At 44.2% G+C, this 18,536-nt stretch carries 16 protein-coding genes; 6 read left to right on the top strand and 10 right to left on the bottom strand.

The features are described from left to right. Position 1: 1 nt before the first annotated feature. From nrdE to nrdH, 3 genes are read right to left on the bottom strand one after another with little or no spacing between them, the layout of a single operon-like run. On the bottom strand, positions 2-2,134 hold the full coding sequence (nrdE, locus tag ACED53_RS18175) for a class 1b ribonucleoside-diphosphate reductase subunit alpha (protein ID WP_017101408.1): 2,133 nt from the start codon (positions 2,132-2,134) through the stop codon (positions 2-4). Beyond that, positions 2,127-2,525, bottom strand: a complete 399-nt coding sequence (nrdI, locus tag ACED53_RS18170) for a class Ib ribonucleoside-diphosphate reductase assembly flavoprotein NrdI (RefSeq protein WP_012604288.1) — start codon at positions 2,523-2,525, stop codon at positions 2,127-2,129. The genes nrdE and nrdI overlap by 8 nt, the downstream gene beginning before the upstream one ends. After that, positions 2,525-2,746, bottom strand: a complete 222-nt coding sequence (nrdH, locus tag ACED53_RS18165) for a glutaredoxin-like protein NrdH (RefSeq protein WP_009847124.1) — start codon at positions 2,744-2,746, stop codon at positions 2,525-2,527. The genes nrdI and nrdH overlap by 1 nt, the downstream gene beginning before the upstream one ends. A 185-nt stretch (positions 2,747-2,931) precedes the next feature. Here nrdH and ACED53_RS18160 point away from each other — a divergent pair, with 185 nt between their 5' ends. The 6 genes from ACED53_RS18160 to ACED53_RS18135 are packed head-to-tail and all read left to right on the top strand — an operon-like array spanning position 2,932 to position 8,456. Continuing rightward, positions 2,932-3,300, top strand: a complete 369-nt coding sequence (locus tag ACED53_RS18160) for an iron-sulfur cluster assembly accessory protein (RefSeq protein WP_009847125.1) — start codon at positions 2,932-2,934, stop codon at positions 3,298-3,300. 2 nt (positions 3,301-3,302) lie between these two features. Then, complete coding sequence (sufB, locus tag ACED53_RS18155; RefSeq protein WP_241816743.1) at positions 3,303-4,832, top strand: Fe-S cluster assembly protein SufB; 1,530 nt, start codon at positions 3,303-3,305, stop codon at positions 4,830-4,832. Between the two features lies 1 nt (position 4,833). After that, on the top strand, positions 4,834-5,580 hold the full coding sequence (sufC, locus tag ACED53_RS18150; RefSeq protein ID WP_009847127.1) for a Fe-S cluster assembly ATPase SufC: 747 nt from the start codon (positions 4,834-4,836) through the stop codon (positions 5,578-5,580). Further along, complete coding sequence (sufD, locus tag ACED53_RS18145; protein ID WP_241810847.1) at positions 5,570-6,826, top strand: Fe-S cluster assembly protein SufD; 1,257 nt, start codon at positions 5,570-5,572, stop codon at positions 6,824-6,826. The genes sufC and sufD overlap by 11 nt, the downstream gene beginning before the upstream one ends. Continuing rightward, entirely contained in the window at positions 6,819-8,051 is a 1,233-nt protein-coding gene (locus tag ACED53_RS18140; RefSeq protein ID WP_017101412.1) for a SufS family cysteine desulfurase, read from the top strand. The genes sufD and ACED53_RS18140 overlap by 8 nt, the downstream gene beginning before the upstream one ends. Positions 8,052-8,054: 3 nt before the next feature. Continuing rightward, the gene (locus tag ACED53_RS18135; protein WP_017101413.1) at positions 8,055-8,456 is read left to right on the top strand and encodes a SufE family protein; all 402 of its coding nucleotides are present in this window, start codon (positions 8,055-8,057) and stop codon (positions 8,454-8,456) included. A 144-nt stretch (positions 8,457-8,600) separates the two neighbouring features. Here ACED53_RS18135 and ACED53_RS18130 read toward each other — a convergent pair whose 3' ends face one another. The 7 genes from ACED53_RS18130 to ACED53_RS18100 form a co-directional block, all read right to left on the bottom strand. Next, positions 8,601-10,484: a methyl-accepting chemotaxis protein gene (locus ACED53_RS18130; RefSeq protein ID WP_017101414.1), complete on the bottom strand. Its 1,884-nt coding sequence runs from the start codon at positions 10,482-10,484 to the stop codon at positions 8,601-8,603. A 297-nt stretch (positions 10,485-10,781) separates the two neighbouring features. Further along, complete coding sequence (locus ACED53_RS18125) at positions 10,782-12,353, bottom strand: BCCT family transporter (protein ID WP_009847132.1); 1,572 nt, start codon at positions 12,351-12,353, stop codon at positions 10,782-10,784. A 272-nt stretch (positions 12,354-12,625) separates the two neighbouring features. Continuing rightward, positions 12,626-14,224, bottom strand: a complete 1,599-nt coding sequence (locus tag ACED53_RS18120) for a BCCT family transporter (protein ID WP_017101415.1) — start codon at positions 14,222-14,224, stop codon at positions 12,626-12,628. A gap of 169 nt (positions 14,225-14,393) precedes the next feature. Beyond that, positions 14,394-15,032, bottom strand: coding sequence for a response regulator transcription factor (locus ACED53_RS18115; protein WP_017098862.1), 639 nt, complete (start codon positions 15,030-15,032; stop codon positions 14,394-14,396). Then, the gene (locus ACED53_RS18110) at positions 15,025-16,380 is read right to left on the bottom strand and encodes a cache domain-containing protein (protein ID WP_017098863.1); all 1,356 of its coding nucleotides are present in this window, start codon (positions 16,378-16,380) and stop codon (positions 15,025-15,027) included. Before ACED53_RS18110 ends, ACED53_RS18115 begins: the two co-directional genes overlap by 8 nt. Before the next feature lie 104 nt (positions 16,381-16,484). Next, positions 16,485-17,768: a TRAP transporter large permease subunit gene (locus ACED53_RS18105; protein ID WP_009847136.1), complete on the bottom strand. Its 1,284-nt coding sequence runs from the start codon at positions 17,766-17,768 to the stop codon at positions 16,485-16,487. Between the two features lie 9 nt (positions 17,769-17,777). Beyond that, positions 17,778-18,350 (bottom strand): TRAP transporter small permease subunit, encoded by a 573-nt coding sequence (locus ACED53_RS18100; protein WP_050546908.1) that lies wholly within the window; start codon positions 18,348-18,350, stop codon positions 17,778-17,780. Positions 18,351-18,536 lie beyond the last annotated feature (186 nt).

The raw sequence follows: 18,536 nt of genomic DNA, 5'->3' as shown, positions 1-18,536 counted from the left end.
ATTACAGTGAGCACGACACGCACCCTTCGACTTGAGTACCTTCTAATGCTTTCTGTCGCATTCGGATGTAGTAAAGCGTTTTAATTTTCTTTTTCCATGCGTAGATCTGAGCTTTGTTGATATCTCTCGTCGTTACCTCATCGTCAAAAAACAAAGTTAATGAAAGGCCTTGATCAACATGTTCAGTGGCCGCTGCATAGACATCGATTATTGCCTTAGGGCCTATGGAAAAGGCATCACGGAAGTACTCTAAATTGGAGTTATTCAAATACGGCGCAGGGAAGTAAACTCGCCCAATTTTACCCTCTTTTCTTATCTCCACTTTAGCGGTAACGGGATGAATAGAAGCGGTAGAGTCGTTGATATAGCTAATTGAGCCTGTAGGAGGAATGGCCTGTAAGTATCGGTTGTATAGCCCTGAGCTCATGACGAGTTGTTTCAATTCGTTCCACTCAGACACGGTGGGTATTCGTATATCTAAACGGCTAAAGAGATCTTGGACCACGTCCAATTTTGGCGAGAAATCCTGCTGCAAATATTTGTCGAAGAAAGACGCATCACTGTAACTAGAATCTTCGAACCCTTTGAACGTACTCTTTTTCTCTTGTGCCAACTTATTGGAAGCCACGAGACAGTGATATAAAACACAGGCAAAATAACTGCTGGTGAAATCAATGGCCTCTGGTGAATCATAGTGAATGCGTTCTCTAGCCAAAAACCCATGCAAGTTCATCTGACCTAAACCAATAGCATGACTTTCATCGTTGCCCTTTCTTATCGACGGAACACTGTTGATTGCGCTCATCTCTGACACTGCATTTAATGCTCGAATTGCGGTATCAACGGTTTGAGATAACTGGCCTCCATCCAAGGCTTTAGCAATATTGATCGAGCCTAAATTGCACGAAATATCTCGCCCGACATGACTATAGTTCAAGTCATCATCATAATTTGACGCCTCGTTGACCTGCAATATTTCCGAACACAAGTTAGACATATTTACACGCCCCTGAATGGGGTTAGCCTGATTAACCGTATCTTCGAACATAATGTATGGATAGCCCGACTCAAATTGGATCTCGGCAAGCGTTTGGAAAAGGCCTCTTGCACTCATTTTCCCTTTGCGGATCCTCGGGTCGTCCACCATTTCATGGTACTTCTCCGTCACGCTAATTTCAGAGAAAGGTACGCCATACACTCGCTCAACATCATGGGGAGAAAACAAGTACATATCTTTGTTTTGCTTGGCTAATTCCAGAGTAATATCGGGGATGACAACACCAAGGCTCAAGGTCTTAATTCTAATTTTCTCATCGGCATTTTCTCTTTTTGTATCAAGAAATTGCATGATGTCTGGATGATGAACATTGAGATAGACAGCGCCGGCGCCTTGCCTAGACCCCAATTGGTTTGCATACGAGAAACTGTCTTCAAGCAATTTCATCACGGGGACGACACCTGAACTTTGATTTAAGATCCCCTTAATAGGCGCACCTTGCTCTCTTAAATTCGTCAGAAGTAAAGCAACACCACCGCCACGACGTGAGAGTTGCAACGATGAGTTAATCGCACGACCGATGCTCTCCATATTGTCTTCAATTCTCAACAAAAAGCAGGAGATTAATTCACCACGGCTCTTTTTGCCGGAGTTAATAAAAGTGGGCGTAGCCGGTTGAAAGCGCTGATGAATGATTTCTTCCATTAGTGCCAGTGCAAATTCACAGTCACCACGAGCCAGTAACAGTGCAGTCATAACCACTCGGTCTTCGAACCTTTCTAAATATCGCTTACCATCACGAGTTTTCAATGCATAGGAAGTAAAAAACTTATAAGCACCTAAGAACGTTCGGAATCGAAATTTGGCTTGATAGGCGTTTGCCCAGATTTGATGAAGAAAACTGCGATCATATTGCTCAATAACTTGAGCCTCGTAATATCCCTCTCTGAGCAAATAGTCGATCTTCTCGTCTAAATTATGAAAGAAAACGGTATTTTGATTAACGTGTTGTAAGAAAAACTGTCGAGCCGCTTGCTTATCTGCCTCAAACTGAATCGTCCCTTGTTCATCAAGTAGATTCAACATTGCGTTTAAAGCATGGTAGTCAAGGGACTCGTTCTCAAAGTGGTTATCCATGATGTTTCCAAAATTGTTCTAACCCATTTGTCACGATATCAATATCGCTCTGGGTTCCAGATAGTTCGAAACGATACAACAGCGGTACATTGCATTTTTCAGCGACAATGGCACCTCCGCGAGCAAAAAGAGCTCCAAAGTTTCGATTTCCCGAAGCAATCACACCTTTAATCAATGCTCGATTATTCGGGTTATTCAATAGACTTATAACAGAGTTAGGCACAGCTCCTCGCCCCTCACCATCGGCATAAGTCGGGCATATGAGTACGAATGGTTGCTCAATCTCTAGCGCCCTTTCATTGGCCTCAGTAGGAAGCCTGATCGCAGGTAATCCTAGCTGTTCGACAAACCGCTTCGTATTCCCTGAAGCGCTAGAATAGTAAACAATCATTAACCCAACGCGCTGATCATGTCAGGTCTAAAACCGGACCAATGGCGGTCATTGGCGACAACCACGGGAGCTTGTCGATACCCCATTGATTGAACCCTTTCCATTGCGATTTCGTCGCACGTTAAATCAACAACTGTATGCTCAATACCTTTGCTCTGTAACGCCTTAACCGTTGCTGTGCATTGCACACACTGTGGCTTGGAATAAACGATGACATCCATATTATACAACCTCAATTAAATCTTAATGATAATCATTATTAACAAGCAATGGCACATATAGTATTTGGGATTTATGTTTTGTCAACATATTGATCCCCGACCTAAAGACCATAGACAATACATGGTTGATATGCAAATGATAATCAATATCATCTATTATCACCAGTCAAATATGGAGCAGTAAGGTGAGTATTTCGAGTTCCGGTTCTAATGACATATCCATACATGATATGGAGTGGCAAGGCGTTACGTTAAGTGAAAGTGCCGCAAACAGAATTTCCCAGTTATCACATGGGCAAAAGCACTTCCACCTCACGGTTAAGTCCTCTGGCTGTACGGGGTTTGCATATGAAGTGGCGCTGATCGATTCGCCATCCGATGACGACATCAAGTACGAATCACATGACGTCATTTTCTATATTGCACTCAAAGCCCTACCTATGATCGATGGCACAGAGATCGACTTTGTGCGTCAGGGTTTAAACAGTAATTTTGTATACAATAATCCCAAAGTGAAGAACCTTTGTGGATGTGGCGAGAGTTTTGGAGTTTAACCATGTGCGCATTAGAAACGCAGTCTGAAGCTAAAACGCTACTTGACGTTGAAACGCAACCAGAAATTGACACGCAGCCTGAAGTTACAGAGTTACTGCAGAGCAGTCACTATCGTGAAGGTTTCTACACTGAGTTATCTTCAGATACTTTGTCGAAGGGAATCAACGAACAAGTCGTTCGAGCAATCTCCGCAAAACGTAACGAACCCGAATGGATGTTGGAGTTTCGTCTCAAAGCATTCCGTAAATGGCGAACGATGGAGGAACCGCATTGGTTAAAAGCCGATTATCCAGACCTAAATTACCAAGATTACAGTTACTACTCCGCCCCAAGTTGCTCTAGCTGCGACAAAGATAGTTGTGACAAAGATAGTGATGATGGCTCGAATGAATTTTTAACCGAAGAAGTCGAGACAGCCTTTGAAACACTGGGGATTCCAGTTAGAGAAGGTTCAGAAATTGCTGTTGATGCAATCTTCGATTCAGTTTCCGTCACCACTACCTATCAAAACGAACTGAAAGAACTCGGAATCATCTTCTGTTCATTCAGCGAAGCTATCCAAGAATACCCTGAACTCGTGCAGCAATACCTAGGCACCGTTGTTCCACCTGAAGATAACTTCTTTGCGGCTTTGAATGCCTCTGTTGCCTCTGACGGCACTTTTGTTTACATCCCTAAAGGTGTGAGATGCCCAAGAGAACTCTCTACCTACTTTCGAATAAACCAAGCAAAAACAGGCCAGTTTGAAAGAACAATTTTAGTGGCTGATGAGGACTCATACGTCAGCTACATCGAAGGTTGCTCTGCCCCGATGAGAGATACCTATCAGCTTCACGCCGCCGTCGTAGAAGTCATCATTCACAAGCGTGCTGAAGTTAAATATTCCACTGTGCAAAACTGGTTCTCAGGAGCAGAGGATTCACAAGGCGGCATACTCAACTTCGTAACCAAACGTGCGGTTTGCGAAGGCGAGTACAGCAAAATGTCTTGGACTCAATCAGAAACAGGCTCTGCGATAACGTGGAAGTACCCAAGCGTGATTCTCAAAGGAGACTACTCTGTCGGTGAGTTTTTCTCCGTCGCTTTAACGAATGGCGTTCAACAAGCCGATACCGGCACTAAGATGGTTCATATAGGAAAACACTCTCGCTCTACCATCATTTCAAAAGGGATTTCAGCAGGCAAAAGCCAGAACAGTTACCGAGGGCTGGTTAAAGTCACCCCCAACGCAGAAGGTGCGAGAAACTTCACTCAGTGCGATTCAATGTTAATCGGCGCCGAATGTGGGGCTCACACTTTTCCTTATATCGAAGTCAAAAACCCGTCTGCTCACGTTGAACACGAAGCGACGACCTCTCGAATTGGCCAAGATCAACTGTTTTACTGCACCCAAAGAGGGATCAGTGAAGACAACGCCATATCCATGATCGTCAATGGTTTTTGTAAAGACGTATTTTCAGAATTACCACTCGAATTCGCTGTTGAAGCGCAAAAACTTCTATCAATCAGCCTCGAGCATAGTGTGGGATAAAATGTTAGAAATTAAAAATTTACATGTCAGCGTTGAAGAAAATACTATCCTAAAAGGTATTAACCTAACTGTTAAACCTGGTGAAGTTCACGCAATTATGGGACCGAATGGGTCGGGAAAAAGTACCCTATCCGCCACACTGGCAGGCAAGGATGATTACGAGGTCGTCAGTGGTGAGATTGTTTTCAAAGGTCAAGATCTTACAGAGCTAGATCCAGAGGAAAGAGCCGGTGAAGGGGTATTTTTAGCCTTTCAGTACCCTGTCGAAATTCCAGGTGTCAGTAACAAACTCTTTCTAAATACAGCTCTCAACGAGGTTCGTGAATATCGAGGCTTAGAACCAATCGATCGTTTTGACTTTGAAGATCTATTGGAAGAAAAAGCGCAATTGTTGAAGATGCCGGCAAATTTACTCCAACGCTCTGTCAATGAGGGATTCTCTGGTGGAGAGAAAAAGCGCAATGACATTCTACAAATGGCGGTGCTCTCACCTGATCTTTGTATACTAGACGAGACCGACTCAGGTCTAGATATTGATGCCCTTAAAGCCGTCTCTGAAGGTGTAAACGCGCTGCAGAATGAGCAACGAGCTTTCATTTTGGTCACGCACTATCAACGTATCCTCAATTACATCAAACCAGATTTCGTGCACGTGTTGTACCAAGGAAAGATTGTAAAATCTGGTGACCACACGTTAGCTCAAGAATTAGAAGAGAAAGGCTATGGGTGGATCATTGATGAACAATAAACATTCATTGCTTGATTCATTTGAAACCCTTGTTCGACCGCATGAGTGGCAAAAAAAACAATGGTCTAAATTGCTTGGGGTTGAGTTACCGTCCCCTCAACATGAGGACTGGAAATACACGCCTCTTGACCGATTAAACGAACTAGAGCTAAGCAGCGCACCACAGCAGTCGACAGCTAACACGCCATACAACAAATTCAGTTTAGACATTGATGCTTATCGATTAGTCTTCGTCGACGGCTTCTTTTTAGCTCGATACTCCGACTGGATTCCAAAAGTTCGAGTGACTCCCATCTGCGCGCTCTCTCCAATTGAAATCGATGAGCTATCTCGTTCAATAAAGCCAGACGCTTTTACCTATATTACTGATGCTACCGCTTCAAGTGGCGTATTAATCGAGGTCGAAGCGAATACGCAGGTATCGAAACCTATTTATCTTCTGCATATCAATTCCGAAAAACAAGGTGATGTATCAAGCTACAGAAGCCATATTGAAGTCGCAGCTCATGCGGAAGTCACCGTCATCGAACACCATGTTTCACAAGGTAGTGGTGGAGGCGTAACATTATCTCGCTTAACACAACACGTTGGTTGTGGTGCTCACTATCATCACACTAAAATTGTCGAAGAGGCCTTAAGTCAACATCACTTCGGTCACAACGATTTGATAGTTAATGCGCATGCTAGCGCCTACTCTTGTTGCTTGCTCTACTCCGGCCAATTGATACGACATCAAGTAAGTTCAGAACTGACTGGCGAACAAGGTTTTGTCGCTATGGACAGTATTTCCCTACCTCAAGGTGAGGCAGTTTTTGATACTCGCACCTATTTGAAACACAACTCTCCCCACTGCCAAAGTGAACAAAATCATAAAACCATCGCTCGAAACCAATCTAAGTCTGTTTTCGACGGCATGATCTATGTTGACCCTACCGCGCAAAAAACAGACGGGCAAATGGACACCCACAGTCTGATTCTAGGCGATGACGCCCAAGTTAACTCTAAACCTCAATTAGAGATTTATGCCGATGATGTTAAATGCAGCCATGGTGCAACAACAGGGCAAATCGACCCAAACCAAATCAACTACTTACGCTCTAGAGGTATACCAAAAGAACGAGCCGAACACATGATTACCTCTGCGTTTGTCATTGGCGTTACCGAGAGAATTAAACACCCCGCCCTAAGACAATCTGCGATAGATAAAATCAATGCGTCACTCAATAAAGGATGTCCTAATGATTGATTCGAGCGAAAAGACAAGCCCTTGGTTTAACGACTTCCCAGCTCTAAGAACTCAAGTTTACGACAAGCCTTTGGTCTATTTAGACAGTGCTGCGACGGCCCAAACCCCTCAAATCGTTATCGACCGCATGACTCAGTTTTATCAACATGATTATGCGAGTGTTCATCGAGGTGTCCATTACCTAAGCTCTAAAGCAACCGAAGAAATGGAACAAGTAAGAGAAAAACTTGCTCAGTTCATTTCAGCTAAATCCCGAGAAAGTATTGTTTTCACCAAAGGGACGACAGAGGCCATCAATCTCGTTGCGAATAGCTATTTACGCCCTAGGTTAAAAGCGGGTGACGAAATCATCGTGACGGAAATGGAGCATCACGCCAACCTTGTTCCCTGGCAGATGCTTTCTGAAATTTATAATGTCGACATTCGTGTTTGGCCAATGGCAAAAAATGGCTATTTGAATCCCAACGACCTTGTTTCGTTAATGAATACAAAGACAAAACTGCTGGCGATTAGCCACGTATCGAATGTTCTAGGTCGCATAAACCCAATTAAAACGATAGTCAAAGCTGCACATAAAGCAAAAGTTCCCGTGTTAGTAGACGGTGCTCAAGCTGTCATGCACGATGAAGTCAATGTGACGGACCTCGATTGTGATTTCTACGCCTTCTCTGGGCACAAACTGTATGGCCCGACAGGCATCGGCGTGCTTTATGCAAAAAAAACACATCTCGACAACATGGTGCCATGGGAAGGCGGCGGAGCCATGATCGATCAAGTGACCCTGCCTTTGGGAACCTCGTTTGGCCAAGCGCCATGGAAGTTCGAAGCAGGTACTCCGAATATTGCCGGCATTTTAGGTTTAGGCGCCGCTCTAGACTACATTGAAGCTATCGGCTTCAAAGAGATCTCTGGCTATGAAAAAAATATAATGAATTATTTGGTGGAGAGCATTAGACAGGTACCAGCAATAGAGCTCTATGGCGACGATGATAACCGCACCGGCGTTTTGGCCTTTAATATGAAAAACCAACACTCTTTTGATGTGGGTTCATTCTTAGATAGATATGGTATTGCGATTCGTACCGGACATCTCTGCGCAATGCCCCTTATAAAACGACTCGGTCAGAACTCGCTGTGTCGCGCATCGATTGGCATGTACACAAGGCCCAAAGACATAGATGCCTTGTGCCAGTCACTAAAACGAATCCACCAACTGTTAAGGTAGCTTATGTCCCCTGAAAAGCTCCAGAAAAACTTCGAGCGATGCGCTGACTGGGAAGAACGTTATATGTATTTGATAGAATTGGGGGACCGATTAGAGCCCTTCCCTGTGACAAAGATGAATAAAACACATCTTATCGCAGGCTGCCAAAGTAATGTATGGCTAGATCTTTCCATCGGTCAACAGAATAAAATGTCGATACAAGCGACCAGCGATTCTTCATTAGTTAAAGGTTTGCTGGCGTTGGTGTTGATCGCCTATAACAACCAACAACCCGCGAGCGTTCTAGAATTCGATATTAAAGACTGGTTCCGCCAGCTAGACCTAAAATCTCAGCTTAGCGCCAGTCGGAGTCAAGGCTTAGAGGCCATAATAAAACATATTCGGTGTCACGCTCGGGCTGTTTAACCTTCAATAAACAATAGCCCAGCATGATTAGATCACGACATTTTGCTTCTTCTAAAAAGCGAACATAAAAAAGCCCCAACCTAAGTTGGGGCTTCTATCTATCTATCTATCTATCTATCTATCTATCTATCTATCTATCTATAATTACAGCTTAAAACGGCTGATTTCATTTTCTAGTTCATTAGACAGTTCAGAAAGCTGAGCAGCTTGTTCTGCAGCTTGGTGCGCTTCACCTGCTAGCTCGTTAGATACGTCACGGATTCCTTCAGTGTTACGAGTAATCTCAGACGTTACTGACGCTTGCTCTTCTGCAGCAGAAGCGATTTGAGTCGCCATATCACTGATACGTTCAACAGCAGCATGAATTTGCGTTAAGCTAGCGGCCGCTGAGTTTGAGTCATCAACACTGGTTTCAGCAAGCGTTCGGCTATCGTTCATGATACTTACCGCTTTGCCCGTTGTACCTTGCAGTAATTCAATCGTTTGTTGAATTTCTTGAGTTGAACCGTGTGTACGTTGGCTCAAAACTCTCACTTCATCAGCAACAACCGCAAAACCGCGACCTTGTTCGCCAGCACGGGCAGCTTCAATCGCTGCGTTAAGTGCAAGTAAGTTAGTTTGTTCAGCAATGCCTTGGATATTGGACAAGATAGCGTTGATGCTATTGCCGTGCTCTTCAAGCTCAAGAATCACGTTCGTTGCAACTTGAACTTCTTGTGCAAGGTTTTGGATTGAGCTTTGAGTCTGTGTAACTTGACCCGTACCGTGCTCACACGCGCCAACAGCTTCAGATGAATTCTGTGCAGTTTGATCAGCATTACCCGCAATCTCTTGTGTTGCTGCAGCCATTTCGTTCACGGCTGTTGCTACCATATTGATTTCGTCTTGTTGCATCTGAATGCGAGCACTACGCTCTTCAGCTTGAGAAGCCGTTTGACGTGCTTGGTTACCTAGCGCAGCAGAGACTTCGCTTAGCTTGATCACCATGGTGTGCATGTTGCCTACAAAACGGTTGAAGTTTTCAGCAAGCTTACCAATTTCGTCATCGCTCTTAGGCTCAAGACGTTGTGTAAGGTCGCCCTCACCTGAAGCAATTTCTTCAAGTGCCGCTGAAACACGGTTCAAATCACGGAATAGGAAGCTCACTAACCAGGACACTAATACGATTACGATTAACGTAATAATGACCGCCGTTGTGATCAACTGAGTAAGTAGTGTTGAGTGATTCGCTTCTTCAGTTGCTTTGTCCATCTGAACTGCAAAAATCCAGTTCGTATTAGGCACATTAGTGAAGTAAAGAAGCTTCTCAGCACCGCGCTCTTTGATGATCTCGATGCTACCCGTACGCACTGCGTTTTCGATGATAGGCATAGAAATGTCGTTTGAAAGCTGGCTTACAGGCTTAAGGCTCAGTGCTGAGTCTGGGTGTGCTAGGAATGTGCCGTCAGAGGCATCAATGAGCATTGCGTAAGCGTTGTCACCAACATCTAAGCTGATAACATCGTTGACTAGTTGATCAATAAGTACATCCGCACCAACAACACCAACAAGCTTACCGTTATGACGAACAGGTTCAGCAATCGTAACTAGAAGCGCTTGGGTAATCGCATCTTGATAAGCGGTTGTAATAATTTGCTTACCGGCTGCGTTTGCTTCCTGGTACCAAGGGCGTTGACGAGGATCGTAACCGGCGCGATTACGTTCAGGATGTGAACGGTACATTCCGCCTTCTGGAGTACCTAAAAAGATATCGTCAAAGCCACCCGCTACACGAGCTTGCTTAAGGAAAGGAACAACATCATCCTCTCGTGAAAAGTCATTAAATGCTGATGCGATATCGGTGCGGATATCAATCCAGTTTTTAATACCTTCAGATGCTGCTTCTGATACGCTTTCAGCTCGCAGGTATACGCCGTTACGAGTCTGTTCAAATAATTGGTTTGCTGATAACCAAGTTAACGCTGTTGCCATAACGACAACAGCAGATAGGCTAGCACCTATTAACTTCTGCTTAAGTGTTAGTTTCATGTCAAAGTTTCACGAGTAGTGGATAATCTAGCGAATACTACCCAATTTAAGCAAACGATTCGAGCTATTTCACAGTTTTACATCACATTATATTTGCAATAAAACCAAAAACTTAGCTTTCGCCAATTACTTGGCTTTTCGCCAAATTCAAGGCGCCATTTCAACGACGATTTCTACGATATATACAGTTTTACAGGCTGTAAAATGGATAAAAAAAGGCAGGAGAGTTTCCTCTTCTGCCTTTTGTTTTACTTTGTATTCGACATCAAAAAGATGAAAAATCGAATAGTAGGTAGTCTATCTTTTCTCTGTTCGCATACCCATTAGTAGGCTCACACACATCAACAATAGAATGATGGTGAATGGCAATGCTGTTGAGATTGCACCCGCTTGCAGAGCTTGAACGGCTTCAGTACCGCCAACCCACAATAGAGCTACTGCAATCGCACCTTCAAGGAACGCCCAGAATACGCGTTGAGGCACTGGCGTATCAACTTTACCACCAGCGGTAATACTGTCGATGACTAAAGAGCCCGAGTCAGACGATGTAATAAAGAATACGAGAACCAATACAACCGCAATGATTGAAAGCAGAGTACCAAACGGCAATACATCAAACATTTGGAACATTGCCAGTGATACATCAGTTAAGCCATTTTGACCTAGGGTACCAACCTTATTCACGATTTGATCAATTGCCATACCACCGAACACTGACATCCAAATGATAGTCACTGTCGTTGGAACAATCAGTACCGCTGTAATGAACTCACGAACAGTACGACCTTTAGAAACACGCGCGATAAACATACCGACAAATGGAGACCATGAGATCCACCAGGCCCAGTAGAATACAGTCCAACCATGTAACCAAGCTTCATCTTCACGACCGTGAGGGTTGCTCAACGGAATGATGTTCTCGATGTATGCCATCAATGTTGTAGGGATTGAACCTAGAGTCACTGCGTAGCCGATTAGAGCTACTAGGATAAGCAGTAGGAAAGCAACCAACATGTTGATGTTACTGATAACTTTAACGCCACCATCAATACCACGAAGTACGGATACGACCGCTAGCAAAGTTACTACGGTAATAACAATGACTTGTAACCCTAAGCCTGCCTCAATGCCGAATACATGCTGAATACCACTTGCGGCTTGCTGCGCACCAAGGCCAAGCGATGTCGCCAAACCAAACAGGGTTGCAAGTACAGCAAGAATATCAACGATGTGACCAGCCCAGCCCCACGCTCTATCACCTAAAATTGGGTAGAAGATAGAACGAATTGAAAGCGGTAATCCCTTGTTGTAAGAGAAGAAAGCCAGTGAAAGCGCCACAACACCATAAATAGCCCAAGGGTGAAGCCCCCAGTGATACATGGTTGCACCGAGTGCTAGTTTTGCAGCTTCTGGTGTATTTGCCTCTACGCCAAGTGGCGTTTCATACCAACCTGTGTAGTAAGCCGCAGGTTCTGCGACACTCCAGAACATCAAGCCAATACCCATACCTGCAGCAAACAGCATCGATAACCAAGACATGAATGAGTAATCTGCCGTTGCATCAACACCACCAAGGCGGATTTTACCAAACGGAGAAACAATCAAGCCCAAGCAAAAAATAACGAAAATATTACCGGACCAAATGAACAACCAATCAAATGAATTGATAATTTGCCATTTAACACCATCCAATGCTGACTTTGCTGAAGCGGTATCTGTAAGCAGCACACCGATCAAGAACAAAGTGATGAGTCCCGCACTGATACCAAACACTGGGTTATGAACGTCAAAACCCCATTTTTGGACGTTATCTTGACCAACAGTGTAATCCGTACTGTCGATACTGTATTTATCTATACCTTTAGTCATTATTCCTCTCTACGGAATACTTATAAGGTCTGTTGACCTCATATCCCTTACTTTCCTGTGACTGAATCACAAACTCGAACATACGATCCAAGTAGTACAAGCTGTTGTCACAATAATTCAAATACTTGGATGTCTGAAGTTTAGCAGGTTAACTTATTGTTTTCAGTAAACTAGAATCAGTTCGATGGATTTTCAAACAAAATATAGATAATCACTTATGTTTACGGCGAAAAAAAGGCCGACTAAGTCGGCCTCTATTTGAAAAAATACTTTTAGCTCAAAGCACTTTGCTGCTTAACCAATTGATTCTCTGTACGTAAACCAAGAAACAAACTTAGGCACATAAGCAATAATATGAAGGCAAATGGTAGTGCCATTGAGACTGTTCCAGCTTGTAATGCCTGAATAGATTCAGTACCACCAACCCACAGTAGAACCGCCGCAATCGCGCCGCCCATCAATGCCCAAAATACACGCTGTGGAACAGGTGCATCGACTTTTCCGCCAGAAGTAATGCTATCAATAACCAATGAACCTGAGTCTGATGAAGTGATGAAGAACACCATAATCAAACCAATCGATACCACTGAAAGCACTGAGCTCATTGGTAACGCATCATAAGTGTGGAATAGAGAAAGTGTAATATCTTGCAGACCATTTATACCAATCTCACCCACTTTATTCGCCACCTGGTCAATCGCAATACCACCGAAAATAGCCATCCAAATGATAATGACAGACGTCGGGATAAATAAGACTGCAACGATAAATTCACGAATTGTACGACCTTTAGAGATACGAGCGATGAACATGCCTACGAATGGTGACCATGAAATCCACCAAGCCCAGTAAAATACCGTCCAACCTTGCATCCATGTTTCATCATCACGACCATGAGGGTTGCTAAGAGGAATAAAGTTCTCAATGTAGCCCATTAGCGCGGTTGGTATCGCCTTAATACCCGCCATGCCACCCGCGATAGTTACGAAGATCAGCAAGCCTAATGCAACAACCATGTTGACGTTGCTGAGAACCTTAACACCACCGTTAATACCGCGAATCACCGACATTGTTGCCAACAGTGTTACCACTGCAATAACAATAAGCTGCATACCAATACCGCCATCGGTACCAAATACATGGTTAATACCGCTTGCGGCTTGCTGTGCACCTAGGCCAAGTGATGTTGCAAGGCCAAACAATGTTGCAAGTACTGCGACAATGTCAACGATATGACCAAACCACCCCCAAGTTCTGTCACCGAGTAGCGGGTAAAAGATTGAGCGAATAGAAAGCGGTAAGCCTTTATTGAAAGTAAAGAAGGCAAGAGACAAAGCAACAACGGCGTAGATTGCCCAACCGTGCAAGCCCCAGTTGTAGATGGTTGCACCGAGTGCCAACTTAGCCGCTTCGGGAGAATACGCTTCAACACCGAGCGGTGTTTCATACCAACCGGTAAAGTAAGCAACGGGCTCTGCCACACCCCAGAACATGAGGCCAATACCCATACCTGCGGCGAATAACATCGACATCCAAGATAGGTTAGAGTGCTCTGCTTTAGCATCATCGCCACCTATACGTATCTTTCCGTACGGGGAGATAATGAGGACAAAACAGAAAAATACGAAAAGGTTCGCAGCCCACATAAAGAAACCATCGAAGTTACCGATGACTTTCCACTTAACGCCATCAAGTGCCGCTTTAACTGTTTCAGGTTCTGCAACCAAAAGCGCAATCAGGAAAGCAATTATCGCCCCAGCACTGATTCCAAATACAGGGTTATGAACATCAAAACCCCATTTCTGAACATTATCTTGTCCTACGGTATAATCAGTATTATCAATACTATACCTATCCTTTACAGGCTCCATGCATCCTCTCTAATTAGTAGCGCACAATTTGCAACATTGCATTTGGCACTTAAATTTCGAAAGGAAGAATAACAACTCGTCGCAAAAATACTAAAAAAACCATCAAAAAACGGGTGTAAACGGCACATTTGGTAATTAAATTACACATTCACTGTAATTTAGCGTAACATCACTCAACAAGCCCAGAGCTAACAGCATACTTGGCAAGCTCTGCCGTAGAGTGAATGTCGAGCTTATGCTTGATATTTTGTCTATGGGTTTCAACCGTTCGGTAACTGATATTTAATCCCTTCGCGATCTCTTTACTGCTCTCCCCTTTAGCCACTAATTTCAACACAGCTTCCTCACGCCTACTCAATGGGTTCTTCACAGATTGTGTGGGAGTAATAGGCTGAGTAAACAAGTTCTGAGTCACTTTTTCACAGAAATAGGTTGAGCCTTGATTGACCGTCTTGATTGCCTGCACCATTTTTTCAGCCGAAATTTCTTTCAACATATAGCCGACAGCACCCGATTGCATCACCTTCATGATGTATTCACGGTTGTTATGCATGGTCAGCATCAGCACCTTAGCTTGAGGATCTTCCTCTTTAATCAGGTGAGTGGCATCAATACCATTCATGATAGGCATGCTGATATCCATCAACACTACATCAGGGCGCTGGTCTTTAACCATTTCAACGGCTTCTAATCCATTGCTGGCTGTACCTATCACGCTAATATCAGGCTCGAGTTCTAATCTCGCCATAAAGCCATCCAGTACCACTTGGTGATCATCTGCAATCACAACTCGAATAACTTCACTCATTCACTAATCCCTCTAGTGTCAGTAACACTGTAATTTCCGTTCCAAAGCCAACCTCACTCATCAATTCAAAGTCACCACCGATGAACTCCACCCGTTCTCTCATGTTACGTAACCCAATACCTCGCTTTTCCATTGCTTTATAGGTATTAAAACCAACCCCATTATCTTGGATGAGCAACTGCAACACATTGCCAATTTGCTGTGCGATAACCGTTACTTTGGTCGCTTGTGCGTGTTTCTCTATATTATTCAGTGACTCTTGCACCACTCGATATAAAGTCGTCGCAGCTTCTGATTTCAACTTTCCCGGCTGCGTATTAAACAAGGTTTCCACTTCAATGCTCGAGTGTGCCTGAAAGTCTAATAACAGCGAAGACAACGCCGCTTCTAAGCCGATATCGTCCAATGAACTTGGTCGAAGTTGATGCGAAATATGCCTCACCTCTTCGATTGCCCGCATCAGTGAATGCTGAGACTTATTCAAATGCGCTTTAAGGTCTTCGCTTTGTAGCTTATTACCGAGCAGTTCTAAGTGACAGCGACTCGACACTAATAATTGGTTAATACCATCATGCAACTCACGCGCTAGATGCTTCTTTTCGTCCTCTTGAAACATCACCGTCTTATGCGCCAGTTCCTTCAAGTTGTTATCCGCTATCCGATGTTCATGCATGTTAATAGCCAAGGTCAGTACAATGATGACCGCGACCGTCACACTCAGAATCACCACAATCGAAAAGAACGTGGTTTCAATATTCTTGTTAATTGCGGCCTGCATCGAGGCCACTTCTTGATGCACGTCTTCAATATACAAACCCGTGCCAATCATCCAATCCCAACGTTCTAACCAAGCCGCATAGCTCAGCTTAGAGACCACTTCGCCGGTTGAAGGCTTTTGCCACAGGTATTGGTGAAATCCTCCGCCTGTTTGTGCTTCTCTTAACAAGGCTTCTATCAGAAAGTCGCCATCTTCATCTTGCAGTTGAAGTAAGTTTTGCCCTATCAACTCTGGCTGGATTGGATGAACCAAATTGGTTCCGTGGCGATCATACGCAAAGAAGTAACCGTCAGAGCCATACCTTAGTTTAGACAATATGGTTCGAACTTCTCTTTTGGCTTGTGCTTCTTGGATATCGGGATCGTTGTAGATATGTTCGATGGCATCAAATGCGAGATCAACAGTGTCTTTGAGGGCGTTTTCACGCGACTTTATTAAGCTGTCTCGGAAGATTTCGACCTCTTTCTCACCCAACGTCTTAGTTTGGTGTAACGAGATCCAACTAATGCTCGCCGTTACAATCAGCAACGGGAGTAGCGTCAGCAAAATCAGCTTAACTTTTAGAGGCATTCCTTTTCCTCACAAAAAACGGCTTATTGAACATCAATAAGCCGTTTTACTTTATCAATTTATGGATAGTCGTTGAAACATATCATTCACATTCTAGGCTTCACTCACATTCCATAGAAAGATGGGAAAGCGAGAAGTGATCCAAGTACGAGGATTTGAATCAAAATGAAAGGCATCACGCCTCGGTAGATATCCTTGGTAGTCACACCTTTTGGTGCCACCCCTTTTAGATAGAACAAACTGAAGCCAAACGGTGGCGTCAAGAATGAGGTTTGAAGGTTCATCGCGATAAGGATTGCGAACCAAGTCATGTTGATTCCCATCAGTTCAGCAACAGGCGCAATAATCGGCACAATGATGAAACAGATTTCTACGAAGTCGATGAAGAAACCCAGAATCAAAATCACCAACATGGTAATGATCAAGAAACCCCACTTCTCACCCGGCAACTGCAGCATCCACTCTTCAACCAGATAATCACCGCCAGTATAAGTAAACGCCATTGAGAATGCCGTTGCACCCAACAAGATAGCAAATACCATTGCCGTTACTTTCACCGTCTCTTTAGAGGCGTCATACACCATCGACCAACTGAACTGACCGTAGAGTAAAGCGAGTACCATCGCACCCGCACCACCCAGAGCAGCAGACTCTGTCGGTGTAGCAACACCCGCAAAGATAGAGCCCAATACGACAATAATCAGCGCGAGTGGCGGTATGATTGCTTTCAATGCGTTGATGACTTCTTGTTTACGGCTGATGGAATCATCACGCTCAATTGGTTGAGCGGCTTCAGGGTTAAGCTTCGCGTATATTAAGATATAAACGATATAAGCCCCCACTAACATCACGCCCGGCCAAATCGCGGCTTGGAACAAGTCACCTACCGGAACACCCAATACGTCCCCCAATAGAATCAAGACAATGGATGGCGGAATGATTTGCCCTAACGTACCAGACGCACAGATGGTGCCGCAGGCTAAGCCTTTGTCGTAGTTGTACTTGAGCATGACGGGCAACGAGATAAGCCCCATTGCAACCACAGAAGCGCCTACCACACCGGTTGAAGCGGCAAGCAGTGAACCTACGAGAACTGTCGAGATTGCGATACCACCTCGTACACCACCAAACAGTCGTCCCATAGACTCAAGTAACTGCTCAGCAAGCTTGGTCTTTTGTAGAACAAGCCCCATGAAAACGAACAATGGAACGGCCATCAGCACCGTATTTTCCATGATCGATTGAATTCGATATGGCATGAAGGCGAACATTTCGATGCCTTCCGCCCAAACACCAAAGATTAGTGCGATACCACCAAAGGTAAACGCCACAGGGAAGCCAAGTAAAAGTGCAAACAAGGCTACGAAAAACATTACTATTCCAATCATGTTCAGCCTCTACTTATTCTTTGTATGAGTATTATTTGCATGCGTGTTATTTGCATGGATAAGGTGCGGATTAAAAATCTTGTTCAATGAATGCAGGATTAACCCCACGCCACTAAGTGCCATTAAGAAAAATGACAGCGGGATCATGGCTTTGATGATCCACCGATATGGCAGGCCACCCGGGTCACCTGAGGTTTCGCCGAGGTTATAACTCTCTTTGGCAACATCAATACCAAACCAAGCAACCAGCAAACAGAAAGGCATCAGAAAGATCAGTGTGCCGAGCAGGTCAATAGTGGCTTGCGCTTTAAAGCTCAATTGTTCGTAGAACACGTCTACTCGAACATGGCCACCCGCTTTGATGGCATAAGGAACACCTAGCAAGAATACGGCTGAGAAAAGGTGCCATTCCATTTCTTGGAAGGCGATAGACACATCGTTAAAGGCGTATCGCATCACAACGTCATACACAACGTTCGCAACAAGAAGGATAAACAACATACTGGAAAGCCATCCCAGTGCATCACCGATACGATTAAATAGGCGTTCAATATAAATTAGACTTCGCATTCCCGACTCCATGGAATTTGAAAAGACATCGCGCAGCACAACTAACCCAAACTAAAAACGATTCAGTTTATAGCTAGCAATAGGCACGACGTAGAAAGGGTTCTTGGGCGTATTACAGGATTTATCCTGCTTAGGGCGTGTTAACCTTTCGTGGTTAAATTTTGTTCGAGATAAAAGCGTTTTAATCGCGGCGAGGGG

Origin of the sequence: Vibrio sp. 1F169, assembly GCF_041439605.1 — a bacterium.
Classification (GTDB): Bacteria; Pseudomonadota; Gammaproteobacteria; order Enterobacterales; family Vibrionaceae; genus Vibrio; species Vibrio tasmaniensis_A.
Note: the sequence above shows the minus strand (reverse complement) of the source record. Positions and strands in the feature narration are given on the sequence as shown.

Bases quoted from the DNA above. Each gene is read 5' to 3' on its own strand.
- ACED53_RS18105 (WP_009847136.1), bottom strand. From the start codon at position 17,768: ATGATTGGAATAGTAATGTTTTTCGTAGCCTTGTTTGCACTTTTACTT.
- sufC (WP_009847127.1), top strand. From the start codon at position 4,834: ATGTTAGAAATTAAAAATTTACATGTCAGCGTTGAAGAAAATACTATC.
- ACED53_RS18100 (WP_050546908.1), bottom strand. From the start codon at position 18,350: ATGGAGTCGGGAATGCGAAGTCTAATTTATATTGAACGCCTATTTAAT.
- sufB (WP_241816743.1), top strand. From the start codon at position 3,303: ATGTGCGCATTAGAAACGCAGTCTGAAGCTAAAACGCTACTTGACGTT.
- ACED53_RS18115 (WP_017098862.1), bottom strand. From the start codon at position 15,032: ATGAGTGAAGTTATTCGAGTTGTGATTGCAGATGATCACCAAGTGGTA.
- nrdE (WP_017101408.1), bottom strand. From the start codon at position 2,134: ATGGATAACCACTTTGAGAACGAGTCCCTTGACTACCATGCTTTAAAC.
- nrdH (WP_009847124.1), bottom strand. From the start codon at position 2,746: ATGGATGTCATCGTTTATTCCAAGCCACAGTGTGTGCAATGCACAGCA.
- ACED53_RS18140 (WP_017101412.1), top strand. From the start codon at position 6,819: ATGATTGATTCGAGCGAAAAGACAAGCCCTTGGTTTAACGACTTCCCA.
- ACED53_RS18135 (WP_017101413.1), top strand. From the start codon at position 8,055: ATGTCCCCTGAAAAGCTCCAGAAAAACTTCGAGCGATGCGCTGACTGG.
- sufD (WP_241810847.1), top strand. From the start codon at position 5,570: ATGAACAATAAACATTCATTGCTTGATTCATTTGAAACCCTTGTTCGA.
- ACED53_RS18130 (WP_017101414.1), bottom strand. From the start codon at position 10,484: ATGAAACTAACACTTAAGCAGAAGTTAATAGGTGCTAGCCTATCTGCT.
- ACED53_RS18120 (WP_017101415.1), bottom strand. From the start codon at position 14,224: ATGGAGCCTGTAAAGGATAGGTATAGTATTGATAATACTGATTATACC.
- nrdI (WP_012604288.1), bottom strand. From the start codon at position 2,525: ATGATTGTTTACTATTCTAGCGCTTCAGGGAATACGAAGCGGTTTGTC.
- ACED53_RS18125 (WP_009847132.1), bottom strand. From the start codon at position 12,353: ATGACTAAAGGTATAGATAAATACAGTATCGACAGTACGGATTACACT.
- ACED53_RS18110 (WP_017098863.1), bottom strand. From the start codon at position 16,380: ATGCCTCTAAAAGTTAAGCTGATTTTGCTGACGCTACTCCCGTTGCTG.